The sequence below is a fragment of the Porphyromonas sp. C0041D3 genome (assembly GCF_056590575.1).
Genome location: NZ_JBWPWJ010000012.1, coordinates 14146 through 34278, shown reverse-complemented (window position 1 = coordinate 34278; position 20133 = coordinate 14146). Strand labels below are relative to the sequence as shown.

The window sequence follows — 20133 nt, the reverse complement described above, 5'->3', positions numbered from 1 at the left end:
ATGGCTGTCTCGCTGATGATACATTGATATAATAATGATACATACATATACTGACATGAAACCCTTTTACTCGAGATATGTCGCTTCGCTGGGGGCTCTCCTCCTGCTGGCGCTCTCCCTTGTCGGATGTCGAGACACGCTACTGGATCGCACCCAGCCGGATCCCACCTCTCCGGAGCAGATCGGGGATGGCGGCAGTGATCGACTGGATGGCGCTGTCACGGTGTCTCTCACCTATGACACCCCTGCACTCAGGACTCCCACCACTCGCGCCGCACTCACCGTAGATCAGGAGAGTGAATTCAAGCCCGCCACCACCCGCGTGATGATCTTTAAGAGTACCGGAGAGTATCTCAGAGATGCCAAGGTGACAAAGATCACCCCCTCAAACGGGGACCATCAGCAGGGAGAAATCACCTTCCTCGCTCTTCCTGGAGAGGGACTTACCTTTGTCGTCCTTGCCAACCTATCTGAGGAAGATAAGGTGAAGAAGGTCTCAGGGACTAAAGCTGAGGTGCTAAAGAACTTTGAGTACACCGTCACCGCCGACACAGACTTCGCCAAGACGGGACTCCCTATGTGGGGCGAGCTCGCACAGCAGACTATCGATCCCGATGTCTCCGCTGTACAGACCATCGGCACCATCCACTTGCTCCGCGCAGTGGCACGTGTAGACGTCGGGCTCAATATGACTGCCAAGGACACCAATGGCAATGACGGAGACTTTGATGAGAAATCACAGACGCTCACCTCCGACATTGTCGACCCCAAAACCAAGAAGTCCATTAAGGTCCAGTGGAGCCTATTGGAGGTGAAGCTCTACAACGCAGCCAAGAACGGACGCATTGCTCCCGATGCCGGCAATTACGCACTCGATGGAGGTAAGCCCAAGGCCACAAAGGTTACCCGGCCCACCACTCCCACTAAGCACGAGGAAGCCCTTACATACACGGCGAAGAATGATCTCCTTATGCGCACCATCTACGTCCCCGAGACGATTAATCCCGAGCCGACCAGCGCCAGTGCCGGAGCATCGACTACCCCGGGGGATAAGGAGGTCTACCTCTCCCGCCCCTATCTGATCCTCAAGCTCTCCTACGAGCAGACTGATGGTACTGCTTCCGGGGAGACCTACTTCCGCGTTGACTTCCTCGAGAAGAACGGTAAGGAGGCTACTGCAAAGTATACCTACCTGTCGCTCCTGCGTAACTTCCGATACAAGGTCAATGTTATGAATATCGGTGGTCTCGGCTTCGACAGCGAAGACGAGGCCAAGAAGGGTCCGGCTGCCAACATCATGTACAACGTCGTGGTATGGGACGAGTCTACACTCTCCAATGTCGTCTACGACGGCCAGTATATGCTCGGCGTGCAGAATGATAAGCTGCTGTTTCACAAGAATGGCGGCACCTTCTCCACCAAGGTCCAGACCTCATGGCCCGGGGGCTTTAAGGTAGAGGGACTACCCGACTGGGTCAAGGTCAAGTCCATTGAGCCCAGCGACCCCAGTGCTACGGGTGACACCGATGAGAAGATCGTGACCTTCGAGGTGACAAAGTCCACGACGGAGCAGAGAGACTTCTCCGGAGCCTATATCCAGGCCGGTCGTATGCAGTGGAAGCTCGACATCACTCAGCTCAATACCCTTGACCTAAGGATAGAGATCTTCTCCGACCGCGAGTGTACCCAGGAGCTCCAGTACATAGAGCTCGATGAGCGAGGTAAGGAGACTCCCGACAATGACTACACGGTAGGGAAGATGAAGTTCTACGTCAGGGTCACACCTGCCGCACGTATCTCAGCTGTAAATGATGAGACCAGGGCACCCTTTACCTTCACCGGCGCTGATGCGACCTCACCCTCACGACCGCCTATAGAGACAGCTAAGGAGGTCTCCACGGGAGTCTATGAGTTTGAGGTCACCGCGGATCGTCTCAGCAACCCTAAGAATCCCTTCGAGACGCGGCAGAATAAGTACCACTTCATCACCGAGCAATCCGGTGAGAAGGCTGAGGCAACACTCGCCATCAGTCAGACGGAGTACAATATCGTCTTCTACGAGGATGAGGAGCTTACCAATCCTATGCTAGGGAAGGGCGATGCTGCCACCTACTTCATGAATGGCACGGACAAGCAGTTCTACGTCCGCAGCAACATCCCCTACATCATCTGGATGGATAATCAGATGATCGACGAGTCCGCACGGAGTGACGAGAATGCCAATGCCGACGGGTCCTCTAAGTTCGCCATCGTCACCGGGTACTATGATAAGGATGGTAAGTTCGTTAAGCTTGACTACGACTCAAGCAACACGATGAATAACTGGAGGAGCGTGAAGACAGAGGATGCCCCCACGCCAAATGGATCTCCGCTCAAGTTTAGGGCAGCAGAGGCCGATGATGCCCTCAAGATCATCTATGGTCACGTGATGTGGGTCGCTTGTACCACAATGAAGTCACTGGAGTGGAAGTTCCCGCTCTACAATAAGCAGCTGGCCAATCAAGATAAGGTCACTAAGATCCAGACCAATTTTGTCGCAGGCTACTTCCTCCCGGAGGCCAATTCCTATCCCATCACCTTAGGCGAGACCGGTCTGCTTATCCCTATTGAGAGGAGGATCAATCACGCAGCCCGCTATTACGAGGAAAACTTCGATACCCCCTTCGGATGGGTGGATGATAATTACCAGCACAAAAACGACAAGACCGCCAAGATCGACCCATTTGAGAATTGGGAGTCCTATAAGCAGCGCAATCAGCTCAATCGCCTCGATGACGACGACAATATCTCTCTGGAGGTGCTTTGGACAGACATCCAGAGCGTGACTGAGAAGGGGTCTGAGCCTGCACGCAACCCTATTAAGCAGGATGGTACTGCCCCGCTGAAGCTCTTGGTCCCGGTGGAGATAAAGGGTGAGCGATACGCCTATGTGCTGCCCGGTGATGATGGAGCTGATAACTACGGCAATCTCGTCTTCTGTGTCCGAGATAAGGACAAGAAGAGAGTGGATAACCACCGCGCCTCGCTCCTGGACCCGGCAGAGCAAGGCAAGGACGTTATCCTCTGGAGCTTCCACCTGATACTCTATCGCCCGGGGGAGATCCCCTTAGATAAGGGAGATCAATCGGCAATTGATCGAAAGACAATCACTTACTTACATAGGGATAGTGCCAAGGAGCCGCAGAACTATGGGACCGACTGGTCCTACGACGTGAAGGTATGGCCCTATGCACTCGGTGCCTTTGATATCCCGCAGGAGTGGAAGAATACAGCTGGTTTTGTACAAAACAATCGAAATCTACGAGATCTTAATTACAGACGCGTCGGAATGCACTACCAGTTTGGTCGTAAGGATCCATTCCCGCGCTATATCAATGCCATCGGAAGACCGACCCGGTTCGTTGGTCATAACGGAAGGACAGTGGACTTTAAGTTCCTTAAGTCAACCACGATCTCCCTGCGAGAGTCCATCGAGTATCCGATGGTCCTTGTAGGTAATGCCGGTGGTCACCAGTGGCTGACAGAGGGAGGCAAGACGCTCAATACCAATATAGCCCTCGGTGGGACCTCGTCCTTCGGCGCTTACGGCTTATGGGGCGGTGGCTCACCTGTGGGCAATGAGTCATCGTGCTCTCAGCGAACGGACATTATGCGCGTCCTGACTAAGACGGTCTTCGATCCATGCCCCTATGGATTCCGTATCCCGATCCCCGGCTACAGCTCCACCAGGATGTTCTGGGGAGACAATAGGGTAAATGCTGATCGAATGCGGATGAATAATGCTGTGTTTATGATGGATGGAACAGCAACTCGCATCTATAACACCTTCAATGGCACTATGGAGACCCTATTTGGTGTGTGGAGTGGCAATAGTACATCCGGGACAGGGCAGGTACCTTTTGCTGTTGCCACCTCGTACATTGCTCAGGCCCACTATCCTGTATTTATGTTCACATTCGGGACCGGTGCTCCGGAGGAGAGGTATCAGGCTGATATCCACAGAAGCTCCCCGGTCGTTGTGAGACCCTTCAATAACGTGCAGGAGAGCGACTGGGAGAAGTATATTAGTCGCTGATCAATAGCATCGGCTTATTAGCTGACTGAGAGCAGCCCTTCATCCACGAGGATGCAGGGCTGCTCTCTCATACAGGAAGCCCCCACCCGGAGCGCTCCTCGCTGCCTCTTGCGGAAAAGGCGTCCCGAGGAAGTGCTGCAGGGATACCCACGCCCTCGGGATGGGGAGGAGGCTCTATCCTATGAGATGCTTCAGGAAAGGGGTACCTGTGAGCTACGACAAAGCTTTTCCCTAAGCATCGTGATGGGGGCTCCCCACTCTGACGACTTACAGGGTGGGGAGCCTTTTTTTGTGCGGTCGCTCTCGGGTAAGGCTGGACTCTATCGGACGAGTCGGACGGCGCTGAGCTCTATCGGACGAGTGTGCTATCCTATCGGACAAGTCGGACAAGTCGGACAAGTCGGACAAGTCGGACGAATCGGACAAGTCGGACGCCAGCTCTCCCTCCCCGGGCGGTGTGGTGACACTCGGTCTGCGCTGCCTGGCTCCCCTCCCCGGCCCCCTCTCCGGCTCTCCCTCCCTGGCTCTCCCTCCCCGAGCGGTGTGGTGGCACTCGGTCTGCGCTGTCCGACTTGTCCGACTCGTCCGACTCGTCCGATAAGAGAGCGCGCACTCGTCCGATAGGACAGCGCACTCTATCTTGTGAGATATTTTGGTACCCTTGGGCTATGACAAAGTCTTTCCTTAAGCAGCGCGGGGGCTATCGTAGCCTGAAGGTCTATCGGGTGACCACCCTGATCTACAACCTCACCTACCACTTTACCCATACCTACCTCTCTTGCGGTGACCGATCCATTGATCAGATGGTGCAGGCGGCGCGCTCCGGGAAGCAGAATATCGCCGAAGGAAGCACCTCCGGGACCCACTCCTCCGAGACTGAGATCAGGCTCACCAGCGTCGCTAAGGCGAGCTTAGAGGAGCTTATGGTGGACTATGAGGACTACCTAAGGACAAGAGAGCTCACCGTGTGGGGTCCGGGTCACCCGCGCTATGATAGGCTGCGCGCCTATGCTCGCAGTGAAGGAATCTACAGCGACTGCCCGAAGATCTTTGAGCAGATGAGTGATGAGGAGCTCGCCAATCTCGGCATCACGCTGATACACCAGGCGACCTATATGCTGCGTCGCTTGGTGGAGCGCCAGCAAGAGATGTTCCTTGAGGGTGGTGGCATCCGTGAGCAGATGAGCCGCGCCCGCCGAGGTTACCGCTCTCCAGATAAGCTGTAGCTGGAGGCAGGGCAAGGCTGGACGAGGCTGGGCTCTATCGGACGAGTCGGACGAGTCGGACGCCAGCCCTCACTCAGCACGCCGGCATCCGTAGGATGCCCGCTCCATAGGCATCGGTCGAGGCACGAAGTGCCGACGACCGATGTATAGGCAGACGCAATATGCCTCGACCCCGCCAGGGGTCGCCGGGAAGGGGAGCTCAGCTCGGCGACCCCTTGTGGGGTCGTGGTGCTAAGGTAGGGCGCTATACATCGGTCACCGCTTCGCGGATGACCGATGCCTATGGAGCGGGCACCCCGGCAGGGGTGCCTTCTTTCATAGCGGTAAAACTCAAATGCGTCAGCCCTGGAGGGGAGGACAATTGGATATTTTTTTCTAAAATAAATAGGTACCTTTGCGTGTCATTGGTACAATAAAGACAGAAATCCAAAAAAATAGAGTAGCGATAGTATATGGCTCAAGAGATCAGTATCAAGAAGGGTCTCGACATACGACTGGCTGGCGACGCATCTGAGGAGGTGATCCCCTCCTCTGTCGGGTCGTCCTATGGCGTTAGTCCGACATCCTTCCCGGGGCTGCAGCCCCGCCTGTCTGTGCAGGTAGGCGATCGTGTAATGGCCGGCAGTCCTGTCCTCTACCACAAGTCCTGCCCGGAGATGGTCCTCGTCTCCCCCATCAGCGGCGAGGTGGTGCAGGTGGTGCGCGGTGCGAAGCGTAAGATCCTCTACGTCGAGATCAAGGCAGACGCCGACGTAACGTATAAGGACTTCGATGTGACGGACGTCACCTCGCGGAGCCGTGAGGAGATCCTCTCGCTCCTGATGCAGAGCGGTATGCTCGCTCTCCTCCGTAAGCGCCCCTACGATATGGTGCCGGACCCGACAGAGAGACCGCGGGACATCTATGTCACCGCCAACTTCACCGCCCCGCTCCTGCCCGATACGATGGCGCTCCTCGGAGAGGATAAGAAGTATCTCCAGATCGCTGCCGATGTGCTGAGTAAGCTCACAGAGGGCGATGTCTATATGGGCTATGCGCCCGGCGAGGCTCTGGGGCTGAAGGGCGTCCGCGAGTATGAGGTGAAGGGTCCCCACCCTGCCGGCAACGTAGGCGTGCTGATCAATCACACCCGCCCGATCAATCAGGGCGAGGTCATCTGGACCCTCTCCGTGACGGAGATGGCCCTGCTGGGACGCTTCCTCACCACCGGTCACGTAGACCTGACGAAGCGTGTCGCCTGCGCCGGCACCGGGATGGAGAAGAGAGGGATCACCGTCGTCCGTGCCGGTGCTCGGATCGAGGAGATCGTCTCCGACAAGGTCGCCCACACGCCTGAGCACCTCCGCCTCATCGACGGCGACGTACTCACCGGACTGCAGGTGACTGAGAGCCACCCCTTCCTCTCCACTCAGACCAATATCATCACCGCGATCCCCGAGGGGGACGAGACGGTGGAGCTCTTCGGCTGGATGGCACCAGGACTGGACAAGTACTCCGTCTCGCGGACCTTCACCTCCTGGCTCACCGGGAAGCGGAAGTATGCCATCGATGCCCGCCTCCACGGCTCGGAGCGCCCGCTGATGTTTAGCAACGAGTACGACAAGGTCTTCCCGATGGACATCTTCCCCGAGCAACTGATCCGCGCGATCATCACCTTTGACATCGAGCGGATGGAGCAGCTGGGTATCTACGAGGTGGTGCCGGAGGACTTCGCTCTGTGCGAATTTGTCGACACCTCCAAGCTGCCCCTGCAGGCTATCGTGCGCGATGGTCTGGACCAGCTCTATAAGGAGATGAATTGATCGATGGACCGGCGTGAGTGCTCACGCCACACAATCCCATAGTAGAGACATACATGAATTCTTTTAAGAAAAAGTTCGACAACTTAGCACCGAAGTTTGAGAAAGGCAAGCCGATGCACTGGGCGAAGTCGCTCTATGAGGGCTTTGGGACCTTCCTCTTCGTGCCCACGGAGACGAGTCGTCGCGGCGTCCACATCCACGACAGCATCGACATGAAGCGTGCGATGATCACCGTGGTGCTGGCGCTGATCCCGTGCGCCCTCTTCGGTATGTACAACCTCGGCTACCAGCACTTCCTCGTGACTGGTCAGCTGGTGGAGTACGGTTTCTGGAGCCGTCTCTGGTACGGCTTCCTCGCCTTCCTGCCCCGCTTCCTCGTCTCCTACATCGTCGGTCTGGCGATCGAATTTGCCGACGCGCAGATCAAGGACGAGGAGATCTCCGAGGGCTACCTCGTCACCGGATTCCTCATCCCGCTGATCGTGCCATGGAGCGTACCGCTCTGGATGCTCGCTCTGGCGATCGTCTTCTCGGTCATCTTTGCTAAGGTGGTCTTCGGCGGCAGCGGATACAATATCTTCAATGTCGCCCTCGTCACCCGTGCGTTCCTCTTCTTCTCCTACCCGAGCAAGATGTCGGGAGACGTCTGGGTACCGACCGGTCGGGCGCTCGGCTTTGGTGGCAGCGACCAGGTGGTGGACGGGTTTACCGGTGCCACCCCGCTCGGTCAGGTAGCCACCTGGACGGAGGAGACAGCCGGCACGCTCACGACAGCGCTCGGTCAGCCCCTGACCTCGTGGGACATGATCTCCGGACTGATGCCCGGATCGATCGGTGAGACCTCGATCATCGCCATCGCCATCGGTGCGCTGATCCTCCTCTGCACCGGCATCGCCAGCTGGAAGATCATGGTAGCTACCTTTGGTGGCGGCTTCCTGACGGCACTGATGTTCAATGCCATCGGCGCCACACCCGCTATGACCCTGCCCGCCTGGAGCCATCTGATGCTGGGAGGCTTCGCCTTCGGTGCCGTCTTCATGGCGACCGACCCGGTCACCGCCAGCCGCACCGAGACAGGTAAGTGGATCTACGGTCTCCTGATCGGCTTCTTCGCCATCTGCGTCCGTGTGCTCAACCCCGGCTACCCCGAGGGTATGATGCTCTCGATCCTGCTGATGAATGCCCTCGCACCGCTGATCGACTACTTCGTCGTGGAGGCTAATGTCAGCCGTCGCACGAAGCGCGCCAATAAGGCGGCCGCCGCACACGCCGAGGCGATCTCCAAGTAATCCCTGAAGGACGATAAAAGACTATGAATAAGGAAAACAACGGTTATGTGATCCTCTATGCGTCTGTGATGGTCATCCTGGTGGCCGTAGGGCTCGCCTTTACCTCACAGTCCCTCAAGGATCGACAGATCGACAATCAGAATATCGACAAGATGGAGCAGATCCTCCGCTCCCTCGGCATCTCCGGGGTGGCTAAGGATAAGGTGATCGACACCTACAATGCTACCATCACCGACGCCTACCTCGTCGATCGCGAGGGCAACGTCATCGAGGAGACCCGCGGTACCGGCACGAACGATCCCGCATTCAGCTACGACATCGCTGAGCTCCGCACTCCTGCCGAGCAGGAGAGCTACCCGGTCTTTGAGGCCTCGCTCGACGGACAGAAGGCCTACGTCATGGCACTCTACGGCGCAGGCCTCTGGGGTCCCATTTGGGGCTACATCTCCGTCGCAGGTGACGGGGACAACGTCCTCGGGGCTGACTTCAGCCACGCCAGCGAGACCCCCGGTCTCGGTGCTGAGATCACGCACGAGCCCTTCAGCGGACAATTCCGCGACAAGCACCTCTACCGTGACGGGAGCTTCACCTCCATCGCCGTCGTCAAGCACGGCAAGACGGATGAGAGTCGCGACTATGTCGACGGCATCTCCGGCGGCACGCTCACCTCTAAGGGAGTCAATAACATGCTCCTCGACGTGCTGACGCAGTATGAGCCCTTCCTCAATAACCTCAAGCAGCAGAATAACTGATTATGTCAAAGCTAAAGAATAAGGACATCCTCCTCGGACCGATCAGTGGCAATAACCCCGTGATCGTCCAGGTGCTCGGCATCTGCTCCGCTCTCGCGGTCACCTCGAAGCTTGAGCCCGCCATCGTGATGGCGCTCTCGGTGACGATCGTCGTCGCCTTCGGCAACGTCATCATCTCCCTCCTCCGCAAGACGATCCCCAACTCCATCCGCATGATCGTGCAGCTGGTCGTCGTCGCCGCCCTCGTGACCGTAATCAGCGAGGTGCTCAAGGCCTACGCCTATGACCTCAATAAGCAGCTCTCCGTCTTTGTCGGACTGATCATCACCAACTGTATCCTCATGGGTCGGCTCGAGGCCTTTGCTCTCGCCCACGGTCCCTGGCAGTCCTTCCTCGACGGTATCGGCAATGGTGTCGGCTACGGCATCATCCTCGTCATCATCGGCTTCTTCCGTGAGCTCTTCGGCTCCGGCACGCTCCTCGGCTATCAGGTGATCCCCGACAGCTTCTATGCCGCCGGCTATATGAATAACGGCCTCATGATCCTGCCGCCGATGGCGCTGATCCTGATCGCCTGCATCATCTGGGTCCACCGCAGCCGTCACCACGAGCTGTGGGAGGAGGAGTAAGCCCTAAGGCTCAAGTGTATCACATAGAGAACAATCGATTATCATTATGGGAGAATATCTAAGCCTTTTCGTCCGGTCGATCTTCGTGGATAACATGATCTTCGCCTACTTCCTCGGGATGTGCTCTTTCCTCGCCATCTCGAAGAGTGTGAAGACCTCCATCGGACTCGGTGCCGCCGTCATCTTCGTCATGACACTCACCGTGCCGATCAACTGGCTGCTCGAGAATTATATCCTGAAGCCCGGAGCCCTCTCCTGGCTCGGCCCGCAATTTGCCTCCGTAGACCTGAGCTTCCTCAGCCTGCTGATCTTCATCGCCGTCATCGCCTCCTTTGTGCAACTTGTGGAGATGGTGGTGGAGCGGTACAGCCCGGCGCTCTACAACTCACTCGGCATCTTCCTGCCCCTGATCGCGGTCAATTGCGCCATCCTCGGCGGATCGCTCTTCATGCAGCAGCGTGCCTTCCCCACCGTGGGACACGCCCTCACCTACGGCTTCGGCTCCGGCATCGGCTGGGCCCTCGCCATCGCCTCCATGGCGGCTATCCGCGAGCGGATGAAGTACTCCCGCGTACCTAAGGCGCTCAAGGGCCTCGGCATCGCTTTCATCATCACCGGACTCATGGCCTTCGGCTTCATGAGCTTCTCCGGTCTCGCCCTCTAAGTCCTCGTCAGAGATCACCCTTTTTACCCAAGGAAAAAAGAAAGAAATGCTACTTGCAATATCTACTACAGCGATCCTGACGAGTGTGGTCGTCTTCCTCATCGTCATCCTGCTCCTCGTCATCGTCCTCCTCTTCGCCAAGGCGAAGCTCGTGAAGGTCGGCAACGTCGAGGTGACGGTCAATGATGACAAGACCTACACCGTACCTATGGGCGGTACGCTCCTCAATACGCTCCAGAACCAGGGCATCTTCCTCTCCTCCGCCTGCGGAGGTAAGGGCTCCTGCGGTCAGTGCCGCTGCCAGGTGATGGAGGGCGGAGGCGAGATCCTCGCCACCGAGGTGCCGCACTTCTCCCGCAAGGAGATCAAGAACGACTGGCGCCTCTCCTGCCAGGTCAAGGTGAAGGACGATATGAAGGTCCGCGTACCGGAGTCAGTCTTTGGCGTCAAGGAGTGGGACTGCACCGTCGTCTCCAATCACAACGTCGCCTCCTTCATCAAGGAATTTGTCGTCGCACTGCCCAAGGGCGAGCATATGGACTTCAAGCCCGGTAGCTACGCCCAGATCACCATCCCCGAGTACGACATCAGCTACTCCACGATGGAGGTGGATGAGAAGTTTAAGGGCGAGTGGGATAAGTTTAAGCTCTGGCCCCTCACCGCGAAGAACGAGGAGGAGACCACCCGCGCTTACTCTATGGCCAACTATCCCGAGGAGGGCGACATCATTATGCTCAATGTCCGCATCGCCACTCCGCCCTTTGACCGGAAGAATGGTGGCTGGATGAAGGTGCCTCCCGGCATCGCATCGTCCTACATCTTCAACCTCAAGCCGGGTGACAAGGTGCGCCTCAGCGGTCCCTACGGAGACTTCCACATCAATGAGAACTCTGACGCTGAGATGATCTACATCGGTGGTGGTGCCGGTATGGCTCCCCTCCGTGCCCAGATCCTCTGGCTCTTCAAGACCGCCCACACGACCCGCAAGGTCTCCTACTACTACGGAGCTCGCTCCCGGATGGAGATCTTCTACGAGGAGGACTTCCGCGAGATTGAGCGGGAGAATGAGAACTTCAAGTTCATCATCGCTCTCTCCGCCGCCCCCGAGTCAGACCACTGGACCGGCTACACCGGCTTCATCCACCAGTGCCTCTACGACACTTATCTCAAGGATCACCCCGCTCCTGAGGACTGCGAGTACTACATGTGTGGCCCCGGTCCGATGACCGCCTCCGCGCTCAAGATGCTCGATGACCTCGGCGTACCGGACGAGCAGATCTACTTCGACAACTTCGGCTAATCCACAACGCCGACATCTGATACCCAACGAAAAGGGGGGCTGCGTCTCATGCCGAGACACAGCCCCCCTTTTGATTTATCTTCTGTAAGACCTTTGCGAAATGGTCTTTCGTCGAAAAAGCACCGCTTTTTCGGCAGGGACTTTGCAGAACAACCCAGATGCAAGGAACTGAGAGTGAGGGCGAAGGGAGTGTGCTTACGCACATGACCAAGCCCGAATCTCGAAAGTGACGCTGCAGATGGGGTATTATGCAAAGGTCTCTCTGTACCTTTGGGATATGCGAAGCGACTACTCATTCATCCCGGAACTGTGCCTCAGCCTCCCCGGCGCTATCGAGGAGTACAAGGAGGCGTGGGACGCCGTACTCTACCGGGTGCAGGGTCGGATCTTTGCGCTGGTGCTCGAGGACCACGACGGCAATCCGCTCCTCAACCTCAAGAGCGACCTCCGGGAGGTGGCACCGCTCCACGCCCGGTACGACGCCCTGATGCCCGCCTACCATATGAGCAAGAAGCACTGGACCTCCCTCCGGCTCGACCTCGACTGCCCGGAGGAGATCGTCCGGCACCTCATCACCCGCTCCTATGAGCTGGTAGTCGCGGGACTACCGCGCCGCGAGCGTGACCTCCTCGCACGCCTCTCCACCAACCCCGATCAGTAGAGCAGCCCGAACATCCAGAGCGGGATCCGACTGCCGGAGCCGATCTCCACATCATCGACAGCAAGGAAGCTATTGGGCTCATCCTTGATCTGACCGAAAGTCTTACCTGACCCTCCTACCTCAAAGAGGTACTTGCCATCGACGAGGAAGTCGCCCTTGGCGGGCATAGTCACGTTGCCGATCACCTGGAGCTGGTTGTTGAAGAACGTCTCTCGCCTATTTCCGAGATCCACCTTTGTGCCGAGCGCTGCCATAAGGTTGGTATTTCCGAGGTAGATCTTATCCGGGGAGGTGAGCCGCTTGTAGCTCTTTGGTGTCTTAGTCAGCGTAGAGATGATCTGTGCCCGCTCAAGAGCCTGCAGCATCCTTAGGCAGCTGTCCCTTGTGGACTCGAGAGAGACGACCAGACGACTGACATTAGGCACCATCGGGACGCTCTGAGCGATGATTGCCAGCAGCTTTTTTGTCTTCTCTATCGTTGTGTAGGAGACGCTCTCCACCGCCGGCATATCGCTCTCGATCACCAGTGTCGCCACTGCTGCAAGCCTCAGGAGATACTCCTCGCCCGCCTCGAGGAAAAACGGGTAACATCCCCGACTCAAGTAGTCGTCAAAGAGCTGCAGGATCGTCACCCGAGGAGTCAGATCCATCGCCAGAGAGACATGGTCCCTAAGTAAGTCCTCAAGCGAAAGCGCCGGCACCTCCAGAGCCTTGCTGAGGGAGAGAAACTCCCTAAAGGACATCACCGGCAGAGTGTAGAGCGACTGCCTCCGCGACAGGTCCGACTTAGAGTGGTCGATCTCCAGCATCGACGATCCAGTGTAGACGATATTGAGATCGGGATAGCTGTCGTAGATATTCTTGAGGACAATCGTCCAGTCGGGGTACTTATGCACCTCATCTACAAAGAGGTATCTGAGCCCACGACTGTAGAGAAACTCCACCAAGTCCGGGAGCGTATGGGTCTTAAACCACAGGTTATCCAGTGACACCCACAGGGCATCATCAACGCTCTCAAAGGTCCGCTTGATATGCTGGAGCAGAAGCGTGGTCTTGCCTGTACCGCGCGAACCTCTTATACCGATGAGACGGGACGACCAATTGATCTTATCGTGCAAGAAGCGGACAAATCCCATGTCCACAACGGAAAGTCTTCGATGATACACGTCCACTAAGGGGAGGATAGTCTGCTGATCCATAGGGAAAAGAACTGGTTAGTGATGCCACAAAGATACGAAATAGCTTTTCCAAAAGTGCTTTTTGGGTCAAAATTAGCTTTTCCAAAAGTGGTTTCCGAGAAGGCCCCGGCTGCATGAGCGAAGGGCGAGGGACAGGGCATACCGGATCCCATACGTTAGACAGGACGGATGCATTTGAGCTCTACTGCGTCACCCCCCGGGAGGGAGTGGTAGCATTTACGAAAACACTCCGAAAGTGGTATCTTTGTCGTGCTTAAAAATGCATTCCTCAATATTGATATAGATAACAGCTATGCTTGATGTCGTCACCTGGACACTGGACCCGATCCTGCTGGAGTGGAAGGGTCTTCGCGTCGGATGGTACAGTATCCTCTTTGCCTTCGGGCTGATCGTCTTCGGCTACGCCATTGTCAGCAAGATGTGGCGACGGGAGAAGCTCCCGGAGGACTGGCTGACCGCCCTCTTCTACTACGTCGTCATCGGCACGATCGTCGGTGCGCGACTGGGGCACTGTCTCTTCTATCAGCCGGAGTACTACCTCGCCAATCCGAGCGAGATCCTGAAGGTGTGGCACGGCGGACTGGCGAGCCACGGCGGTGTCCTCGGCATCATGATCGCGATCTACATCTACTCTCGCCATGTGACCCATCGGAGTATGCTCTGGACCTTTGACCGGCTCTGCGTCCCCGTGGGGCTGGTGGCGGGGATGATCCGCCTCGGCAACCTCTGCAATCACGAGATCTACGGCCATGCCACGGACGTGCCATGGGCCTTCCGTTTCATCACCAATATCGGTGAGTGGAGAGCGGGAGCGGAGCCGATATTCTCGGCGCCATCGCACCCGACGCAGATCTACGAGGCAGCCTTTTACTTCCTCGTCTTCGGGCTGATGCTCTGGCTCTACTGGCGGAGGGATGCTCAGAAGCATGTGGGACTGATGTTTGGCATCACGATGGTGCTGATCTTCACCTTCCGCTTCTTCATCGAGTATCTGAAGAATGACCAGGTACCCGATGAGGCGATGACCGGAATCGGCATAGCCAAGTGGCTTGCCATCCCGTCTGTCCTGGTCTCGATCGGCTTCATCATCGCCCTACTGCTGAAGGGAAAGAAGTACCGCACCCCGATCCTCTGGGTGGTCGGTGTGTCGCTGCACATGATCTTCTTCGGCATCCTCTACCTCCTCCACCGTCCCGAGACGTTGGCAGCTGTCTCCCAGGCACTCAATATCGGTCAGTGGCTCAGCATCCCGATCGTCCTCCTCGGTCTGTGGTCGATCTGGTACAGCCTCACCTGCAAGCGACCGGCGGATGGTCGCATCGTATAAGTTTCGTATCCACACTCACAAGATAAGCTATGGAACCCATCATAAAAGTCAATAACTCCACCTACTACCTCGGCGTCAACGATCGCCAGACAAGATTCTTCGAGAACCTATGGCCGATCCCCCACGGGATGGCGTACAACTCGTACCTGATCAAGGATGAGAAAAACGTCCTCCTCGACACCGTCGACATCACCTACACCGATCGCTTCCTGAGACAGATCAGGGCTGCTCTCGCTGGCGAGAGGCTCGACTACATCGTCATCAATCATATGGAGCCGGACCACTCCGGATCCCTCGGACTGATCCTGAGCCACTACCCGGAGGCAACCCTCGTCGTCAATCGTCAGAGCAAGAAGATGCTCGAGGGATACTTCGGCGAGGTGGAGCATGTCCTTGAGGTGAGCGAGAAGGAGACGCTGCCGATCGGTTCGCGTGAGCTGCGCTTCATCACCGCACCGATGGTCCACTGGCCGGAGGTGATGTTTACCTACGACCCTCTGGAGGAGACCCTCTACAGTGCCGACGCCTTCGGCAGCTACGGCACGGTGGACGGCGGGATCTTTGACTACCAGAGGAGCGACACGGAGCATCAGATGAATGAGTGCACCCGCTACTACTCCAATATCGTCGGTATGTACGGACCATTCGTCCAGAAGGCGATGAAGAAGGTGGAGTCTCTCCCGATCAAGCAGATCTGCTCCGTCCACGGGAGCATCTGGCAGGAGCGTATCCCGGAGATCCTGAGGCTCTACGATCAGCTTGCTGCCTACGGATCGGAGCCGGGTCTGGTACTCGTCTATGCGACGATGTATGGTCACCTGAGCGAGCTCGCCGACACGATTGCCCATGCCGCCGGGAGGGCAGGCGTGACGCCGGTGAAGGTCTACAACCTCGCCAGCCAAGACGTCTCCTACGCCATCAGCGACATCTTCCGCTACTCCGGTGTGATCATCGGCTCTCCGACGTACAATAACAGCCTTTACCCCAAGATCGAGGAGCTGCTCTCCAAGCTGGAGATGCGCAAGGTGTCTCCCCGCTTCTACGGTCACTTCGGCACCGGCTCCTGGAATCCCAACGTCGCCGGCAAGCTCGCTGACTTCGGTGAGCGGATGAAGTGGACCACTGTCGCCGACCCAGTGACGATGCTGATGTCCATGGCCGACGACAAGGAGGCTGAGGGTGTCCGTCTCGGTGAGGCGATGGCGAAGGCGATCCTCTCCGGCACCCCTGAGATAGCCAAGTAAACCTTTCATTCACACATTATATAACCTATGAGAGTAATTATAGAGCAGGACAAGGCAGCCATGTCCAAGTGGGCCGCCAATCACATCATCGAGCGCATCCGCGCCTTTGCCCCCACGGAGGATCGCCCCTTCGTCCTCGGTCTCCCCACCGGTGGGACCCCTCTCGGGACCTACGCCGAGCTTGTCCGGCGCCACAAGGCGGGTGAGGTGTCCTTCCGCCACGTGATCACCTTCAATATGGATGAGTACATCGGCCTACCGAAGGATCACGAGCAGAGCTACTACTCCTTCATGTGGACCAATTTCTTCTCCCACATCGACATCCTCCCCGAGAACGCCCACATCCTCAATGGTAACGCTGAGGACATCAAGGCGGAGTGCGAGCAGTACGAGGCTAAGATCAAGGAGGTAGGCGGCATCGACCTCTTCATGGGCGGTATCGGTCCCGATGGGCACATTGCCTTCAATGAGCCCGGCTCCTCGCTCACCTCACGTACTCGCGTCAAGAGCCTGACCACCGACACGATCATCGCCAACTCGCGCTTCTTCGACAACGACCTCAATAAGGTCCCCAAGACCGCCGTCACCGTCGGCGTAGGCACCGTGATGGACGCCCGCGAGGTGATGATCCTCGCCAATGGGCACAATAAGGCACGTGCCATCCGTGAGGCTGTGGAGGGTCCCGTGAGCCAGCGCTGGACGATCACCTGCCTACAGCTCCACCCCCACGGCATCATCGTCTGCGACGAGGAGGCATGCGATGAGCTGACGGTCGGCACCTACCGCTACTTCAAGGACATCGAGAAGGACAACCTCTGATCGCTCTTTTGATAAAATAATAGACTCATAGAAGGGGGGACACAGCAGACTCTGTGGTCCCCCTTCGCACTTAACGCAGCAGAGAGATGGATAAGAAGAGAGAGCTCAGGGGACTGACAGATGCGGAGGTACTTCGCAGCCGGGCGAAGCATGGCGCCAACGTGCTCACCCCGCCCGCCAAGGAGCCGATCTGGAAGCAATTCCTCGAGAAGTTTACCGACCCGCTGATCATCATCCTGCTGATCGCCGGTACGCTCTCCATAGGGATCTCCTGCTGGGAGTACTGGGGTCTGGACACCGAGGCGGGGGCATCGGTCTTCTTTGAGCCCATCGGGATCTTCATAGCCATCCTCCTCGCCACCGGCATCGCCTTCTACTTCGAGCGACAGGCGGACAAGGAATTTGCGATCCTCAATCAGGTCAACGACGACGAGCCGGTGGAGGTGCTCCGCAACGGCACCACGACGATGATACCCAAGAGGGACCTCGTCGTCGGCGACATCGTCCTCCTCGACACCGGCTCCGAGGTGCCGGCTGATGGGCGGCTCGTAGAGGCGGTCTCACTCTACGTCGACGAGTCGACACTTAATGGCGAGAGCGTCCCGTCGCTCAAGTCCACCCGCGAGGCGGACTTTGACCCCGGCGCCTCCTACCCGACCGATATGGTACTGCGGGGGACGAAGGTGATGGACGGGCACGGTGTCTTCCGGGTCACCGCGGTGGGGGACGAGACGGAGAATGGGAAAGTCTACGTCGCCGCCCAGATCGACGACAGCGTCAAGACGCCGCTCAATAAGCAGCTCGATGGACTCAGCCTTCTGATCACTAAGGTCAGCTATATCCTCGCCGGGATGATCATCGCCGGACGGATGATCAAGTACTTCGACTGGGAGCCGATCTCGTGGCTACTGGTGGTACCGACGGCCCTCTTCTTTCTCCTCGTGAGCCGAAAGTTTGGCCGCTGGCACTGGACGCTCAATACCGGCATCATCACCGGCTACTTCGCCATCCTGATGACCGGCTCCATCGCCCTGCACAATCAGCTGCTCCCCGGTGCAGACCTGACACTCCTCTTCTCCTACACCCTCCAGACGCTGATGATCGCCGTCACCGTGGTCGTCGTGGCGGTACCGGAGGGGCTGCCGATGGCGGTCACGCTCAGCCTCGCCTACAATATGCGCCGGATGCTCAAGACGAGCAACCTGGTCCGCAAGATGCACGCCAGCGAGACCATGGGCGCCATTACCGTCATCTGCACCGACAAGACCGGGACGCTAACGCAAAATCGGATGAGCGTCGCCGAGTCGCGCTTCTACGGGCTCGGCGCTGAGCAGACCCTCGGTAGCGATGAGGTGTCAGGGAGGATCAAGGAGGGGCTGGCGGTCAACTCTACCGCCGACCTCGATGAGAGCGATCCGGAGCGACCGGAGGTGCTCGGCAATCCCACCGAGGGGGCTCTGATCCTCTGGCTCCGCGACCAGGGGATCGACTACCGCACGCTGCGCAAGTCGGCCGAGGTGATCGATGAGCTGCCCTTCTCCACCGAGCGGAAGTATATGGCGACCTTAGTCCGATCTACCCTCCTCGGGTGCAAGGTGGTGCTCTATGTCAAGGGCGCCCCCGAGATCGTCTACCGGCTCTGCTCCCGCACGGAGAGCGGCGTGACGGAGGCAGAGATCCTGCAGCAGCTGACCGACTACCAGAGTCAGGCGATGCGGACGCTCGGCTTCGCATACAGGATCCTCGACGCCCCCATCCCACTACAGGGCGAGGGCGTGACCCTCGAGGGCCTCACCTTCCAGGGCATCGTGGCGATCAGTGACCCGGTGAGGGAGGATGTCAAGGACGCCGTGGAGGAGTGCCTCGGTGCCGGCATCGACGTGAAGATCGTCACCGGTGACACCCCCGCCACCGCCCGCGAGATCGGGCGACAGATCCACCTCTGGAGCGAGGACGATGGGGAGGAGAGCATCATCACGGGGAAAGACTTCGCTGCCCTCACCGATGAGGAGGTCGACGAACGGGTGACGGGGCTGAGGGTGATCGCCCGCGCCCGACCGATGGACAAGAAGCGGCTCGTGGAGTCGCTCCAGCGGCTCGACCAAGTTGTGGCGGTGACGGGAGACGGAACCAACGATGCCCCGGCGCTCAAGGCCGCCCATGTCGGACTCTCGATGGGCGACGGCACCTCGGTCGCCAAGGAGGCCTCCGACATCACCATCATCGACAATTCCTTCAGCAGCATCGGCAAGGCGGTGATGTGGGGCCGCTCGCTCTACCAGAATATCCAGCGCTTCCTCCTCTTCCAGCTCACGGTGAACCTCTCCGCCTGCCTCATCGTACTCGTGGGCGCGATGATCGGCACCGAGTCACCGCTGACGGTGACGCAGATGCTCTGGGTCAATCTCATTATGGACACCTTTGCCGCCATGGCACTCGCCTCGCTCCCCCCCTCCCCATCGGTCATGCGCGAGAAGCCGAGGGACCGAGATGCCTTCATCATCACCCGGCGGATGGGTCGGGCGATCATCGCTATGGGAGGGGTCTTCTTCCTCTTCCTCCTCGCCCTACTCTACCACCTCGAGCACGCCGATGTGACCGCCCTACGCGACCTCGTCACCACCCGACCGGGAGCGACGGACGGACTGACGCCCTACGAGCTGACGCTCTTCTTCACGACATTTGTGATGCTGCAGTTCTTCAATCTCTTCAACGCCCGCGCCTTCGCCACCGGGCGCAGTGCACTCCACTTCAAGGGCTGCCGGGGACTGCTCTCTATCGCCGGTGTGATCCTCCTCGGGCAGGTCGCCCTGATCGAGATCCCCGGGCTGCAGCGCTTTTTCAATACCGTGGAGGGCGGGCTGAGCCTCGAGGACTGGCTCCTGATCATCGGCGTCACATCGCTCGTCCTCTGGATCCCCGAGCTGGGGCACCAGCTCCGCCGCCTGGCACAGAGAGCAGGCAGGGCTGCCTGATCACCTGCACCCCCTCTCGATCGGGGCTGTGGTGAGAAGCGATCGCAAAGATACGACCTACCGGTGAGGCAAAGTCTCTCTCTGTCTCCATCTGTCCCTTTCTATGAAAAAATGCTTCCTCGGTATTGTGGGCAGATGCGAGGAGAGCAGTGAGAGGTGTGGGCAAAAAGT

13 protein-coding genes and 1 pseudogene are annotated in these 20133 nt (G+C 58.0%); 13 read left to right on the top strand and 1 reads right to left on the bottom strand.

The window, feature by feature from the left end; genetic code table 11:
* The first annotated feature begins 55 nt into the window (after positions 1–55).
* The 9 genes from AC1EKE_RS07715 (at position 56) to AC1EKE_RS07675 (ending at position 12398) form a co-directional block, all read left to right on the top strand.
* Complete coding sequence (locus AC1EKE_RS07715; protein ID WP_480308926.1) at positions 56–4075, top strand: FimB/Mfa2 family fimbrial subunit; 4020 nt, start codon at positions 56–58, stop codon at positions 4073–4075.
* Positions 4076–4743: 668 nt separating this feature from the next.
* Positions 4744–5301 carry a four helix bundle suffix domain-containing protein gene (locus tag AC1EKE_RS07710; RefSeq protein ID WP_480308924.1) on the top strand — a complete coding sequence of 186 codons (558 nt, stop codon included), beginning with the start codon at positions 4744–4746 and terminating at the stop codon, positions 5299–5301.
* A gap of 452 nt (positions 5302–5753) precedes the next feature.
* Positions 5754–7103, top strand: coding sequence for a Na(+)-translocating NADH-quinone reductase subunit A (locus tag AC1EKE_RS07705; protein ID WP_480308923.1), 1350 nt, complete (start codon positions 5754–5756; stop codon positions 7101–7103).
* A gap of 53 nt (positions 7104–7156) precedes the next feature.
* Positions 7157–8392, top strand: coding sequence for an NADH:ubiquinone reductase (Na(+)-transporting) subunit B (locus AC1EKE_RS07700; protein ID WP_288966578.1), 1236 nt, complete (start codon positions 7157–7159; stop codon positions 8390–8392).
* 23 nt (positions 8393–8415) lie between these two features.
* Positions 8416–9144, top strand: coding sequence for an NADH:ubiquinone reductase (Na(+)-transporting) subunit C (gene nqrC, locus AC1EKE_RS07695; protein WP_480308922.1), 729 nt, complete (start codon positions 8416–8418; stop codon positions 9142–9144).
* A 2-nt stretch (positions 9145–9146) separates the two neighbouring features.
* Positions 9147–9773 (top strand): NADH:ubiquinone reductase (Na(+)-transporting) subunit D, encoded by a 627-nt coding sequence (locus AC1EKE_RS07690; RefSeq protein WP_070466798.1) that lies wholly within the window; start codon positions 9147–9149, stop codon positions 9771–9773.
* Between the two features lie 46 nt (positions 9774–9819).
* On the top strand, positions 9820–10437 hold the full coding sequence (gene nqrE, locus AC1EKE_RS07685) for an NADH:ubiquinone reductase (Na(+)-transporting) subunit E (protein WP_296164665.1): 618 nt from the start codon (positions 9820–9822) through the stop codon (positions 10435–10437).
* A gap of 46 nt (positions 10438–10483) precedes the next feature.
* A complete protein-coding gene (gene nqrF / locus AC1EKE_RS07680) occupies positions 10484–11737 on the top strand; it encodes an NADH:ubiquinone reductase (Na(+)-transporting) subunit F (RefSeq protein ID WP_480308920.1) in 1254 nt (417 codons plus the stop codon).
* A 277-nt stretch (positions 11738–12014) separates the two neighbouring features.
* The gene (locus AC1EKE_RS07675) at positions 12015–12398 is read left to right on the top strand and encodes an MmcQ/YjbR family DNA-binding protein (protein ID WP_480308918.1); all 384 of its coding nucleotides are present in this window, start codon (positions 12015–12017) and stop codon (positions 12396–12398) included.
* Here the strand turns inward: AC1EKE_RS07675 and AC1EKE_RS07670 are convergent.
* Positions 12392–13597 carry an ATP-binding protein gene (locus tag AC1EKE_RS07670; RefSeq protein ID WP_480308916.1) on the bottom strand — a complete coding sequence of 402 codons (1206 nt, stop codon included), beginning with the start codon at positions 13595–13597 and terminating at the stop codon, positions 12392–12394. The genes AC1EKE_RS07675 and AC1EKE_RS07670 overlap by 7 nt on opposite strands.
* Before the next feature lie 292 nt (positions 13598–13889).
* On the opposite strand from AC1EKE_RS07670, the pseudogene lgt reads away from it, so the two are divergent.
* The 4 genes and pseudogenes from lgt to AC1EKE_RS07650 all read left to right on the top strand — a co-directional run.
* A pseudogene (gene lgt, locus AC1EKE_RS07665) lies at positions 13890–14708 on the top strand (prolipoprotein diacylglyceryl transferase); the annotation flags it as partial.
* A 245-nt stretch (positions 14709–14953) separates the two neighbouring features.
* A complete protein-coding gene (locus tag AC1EKE_RS07660) occupies positions 14954–16168 on the top strand; it encodes an FprA family A-type flavoprotein (RefSeq protein ID WP_296164559.1) in 1215 nt (404 codons plus the stop codon).
* 27 nt (positions 16169–16195) lie between these two features.
* Positions 16196–16987 (top strand): glucosamine-6-phosphate deaminase, encoded by a 792-nt coding sequence (nagB, locus tag AC1EKE_RS07655; protein ID WP_296164562.1) that lies wholly within the window; start codon positions 16196–16198, stop codon positions 16985–16987.
* A gap of 86 nt (positions 16988–17073) precedes the next feature.
* Entirely contained in the window at positions 17074–19962 is a 2889-nt protein-coding gene (locus AC1EKE_RS07650) for a cation-translocating P-type ATPase (protein ID WP_480308915.1), read from the top strand.
* Positions 19963–20133 lie beyond the last annotated feature (171 nt).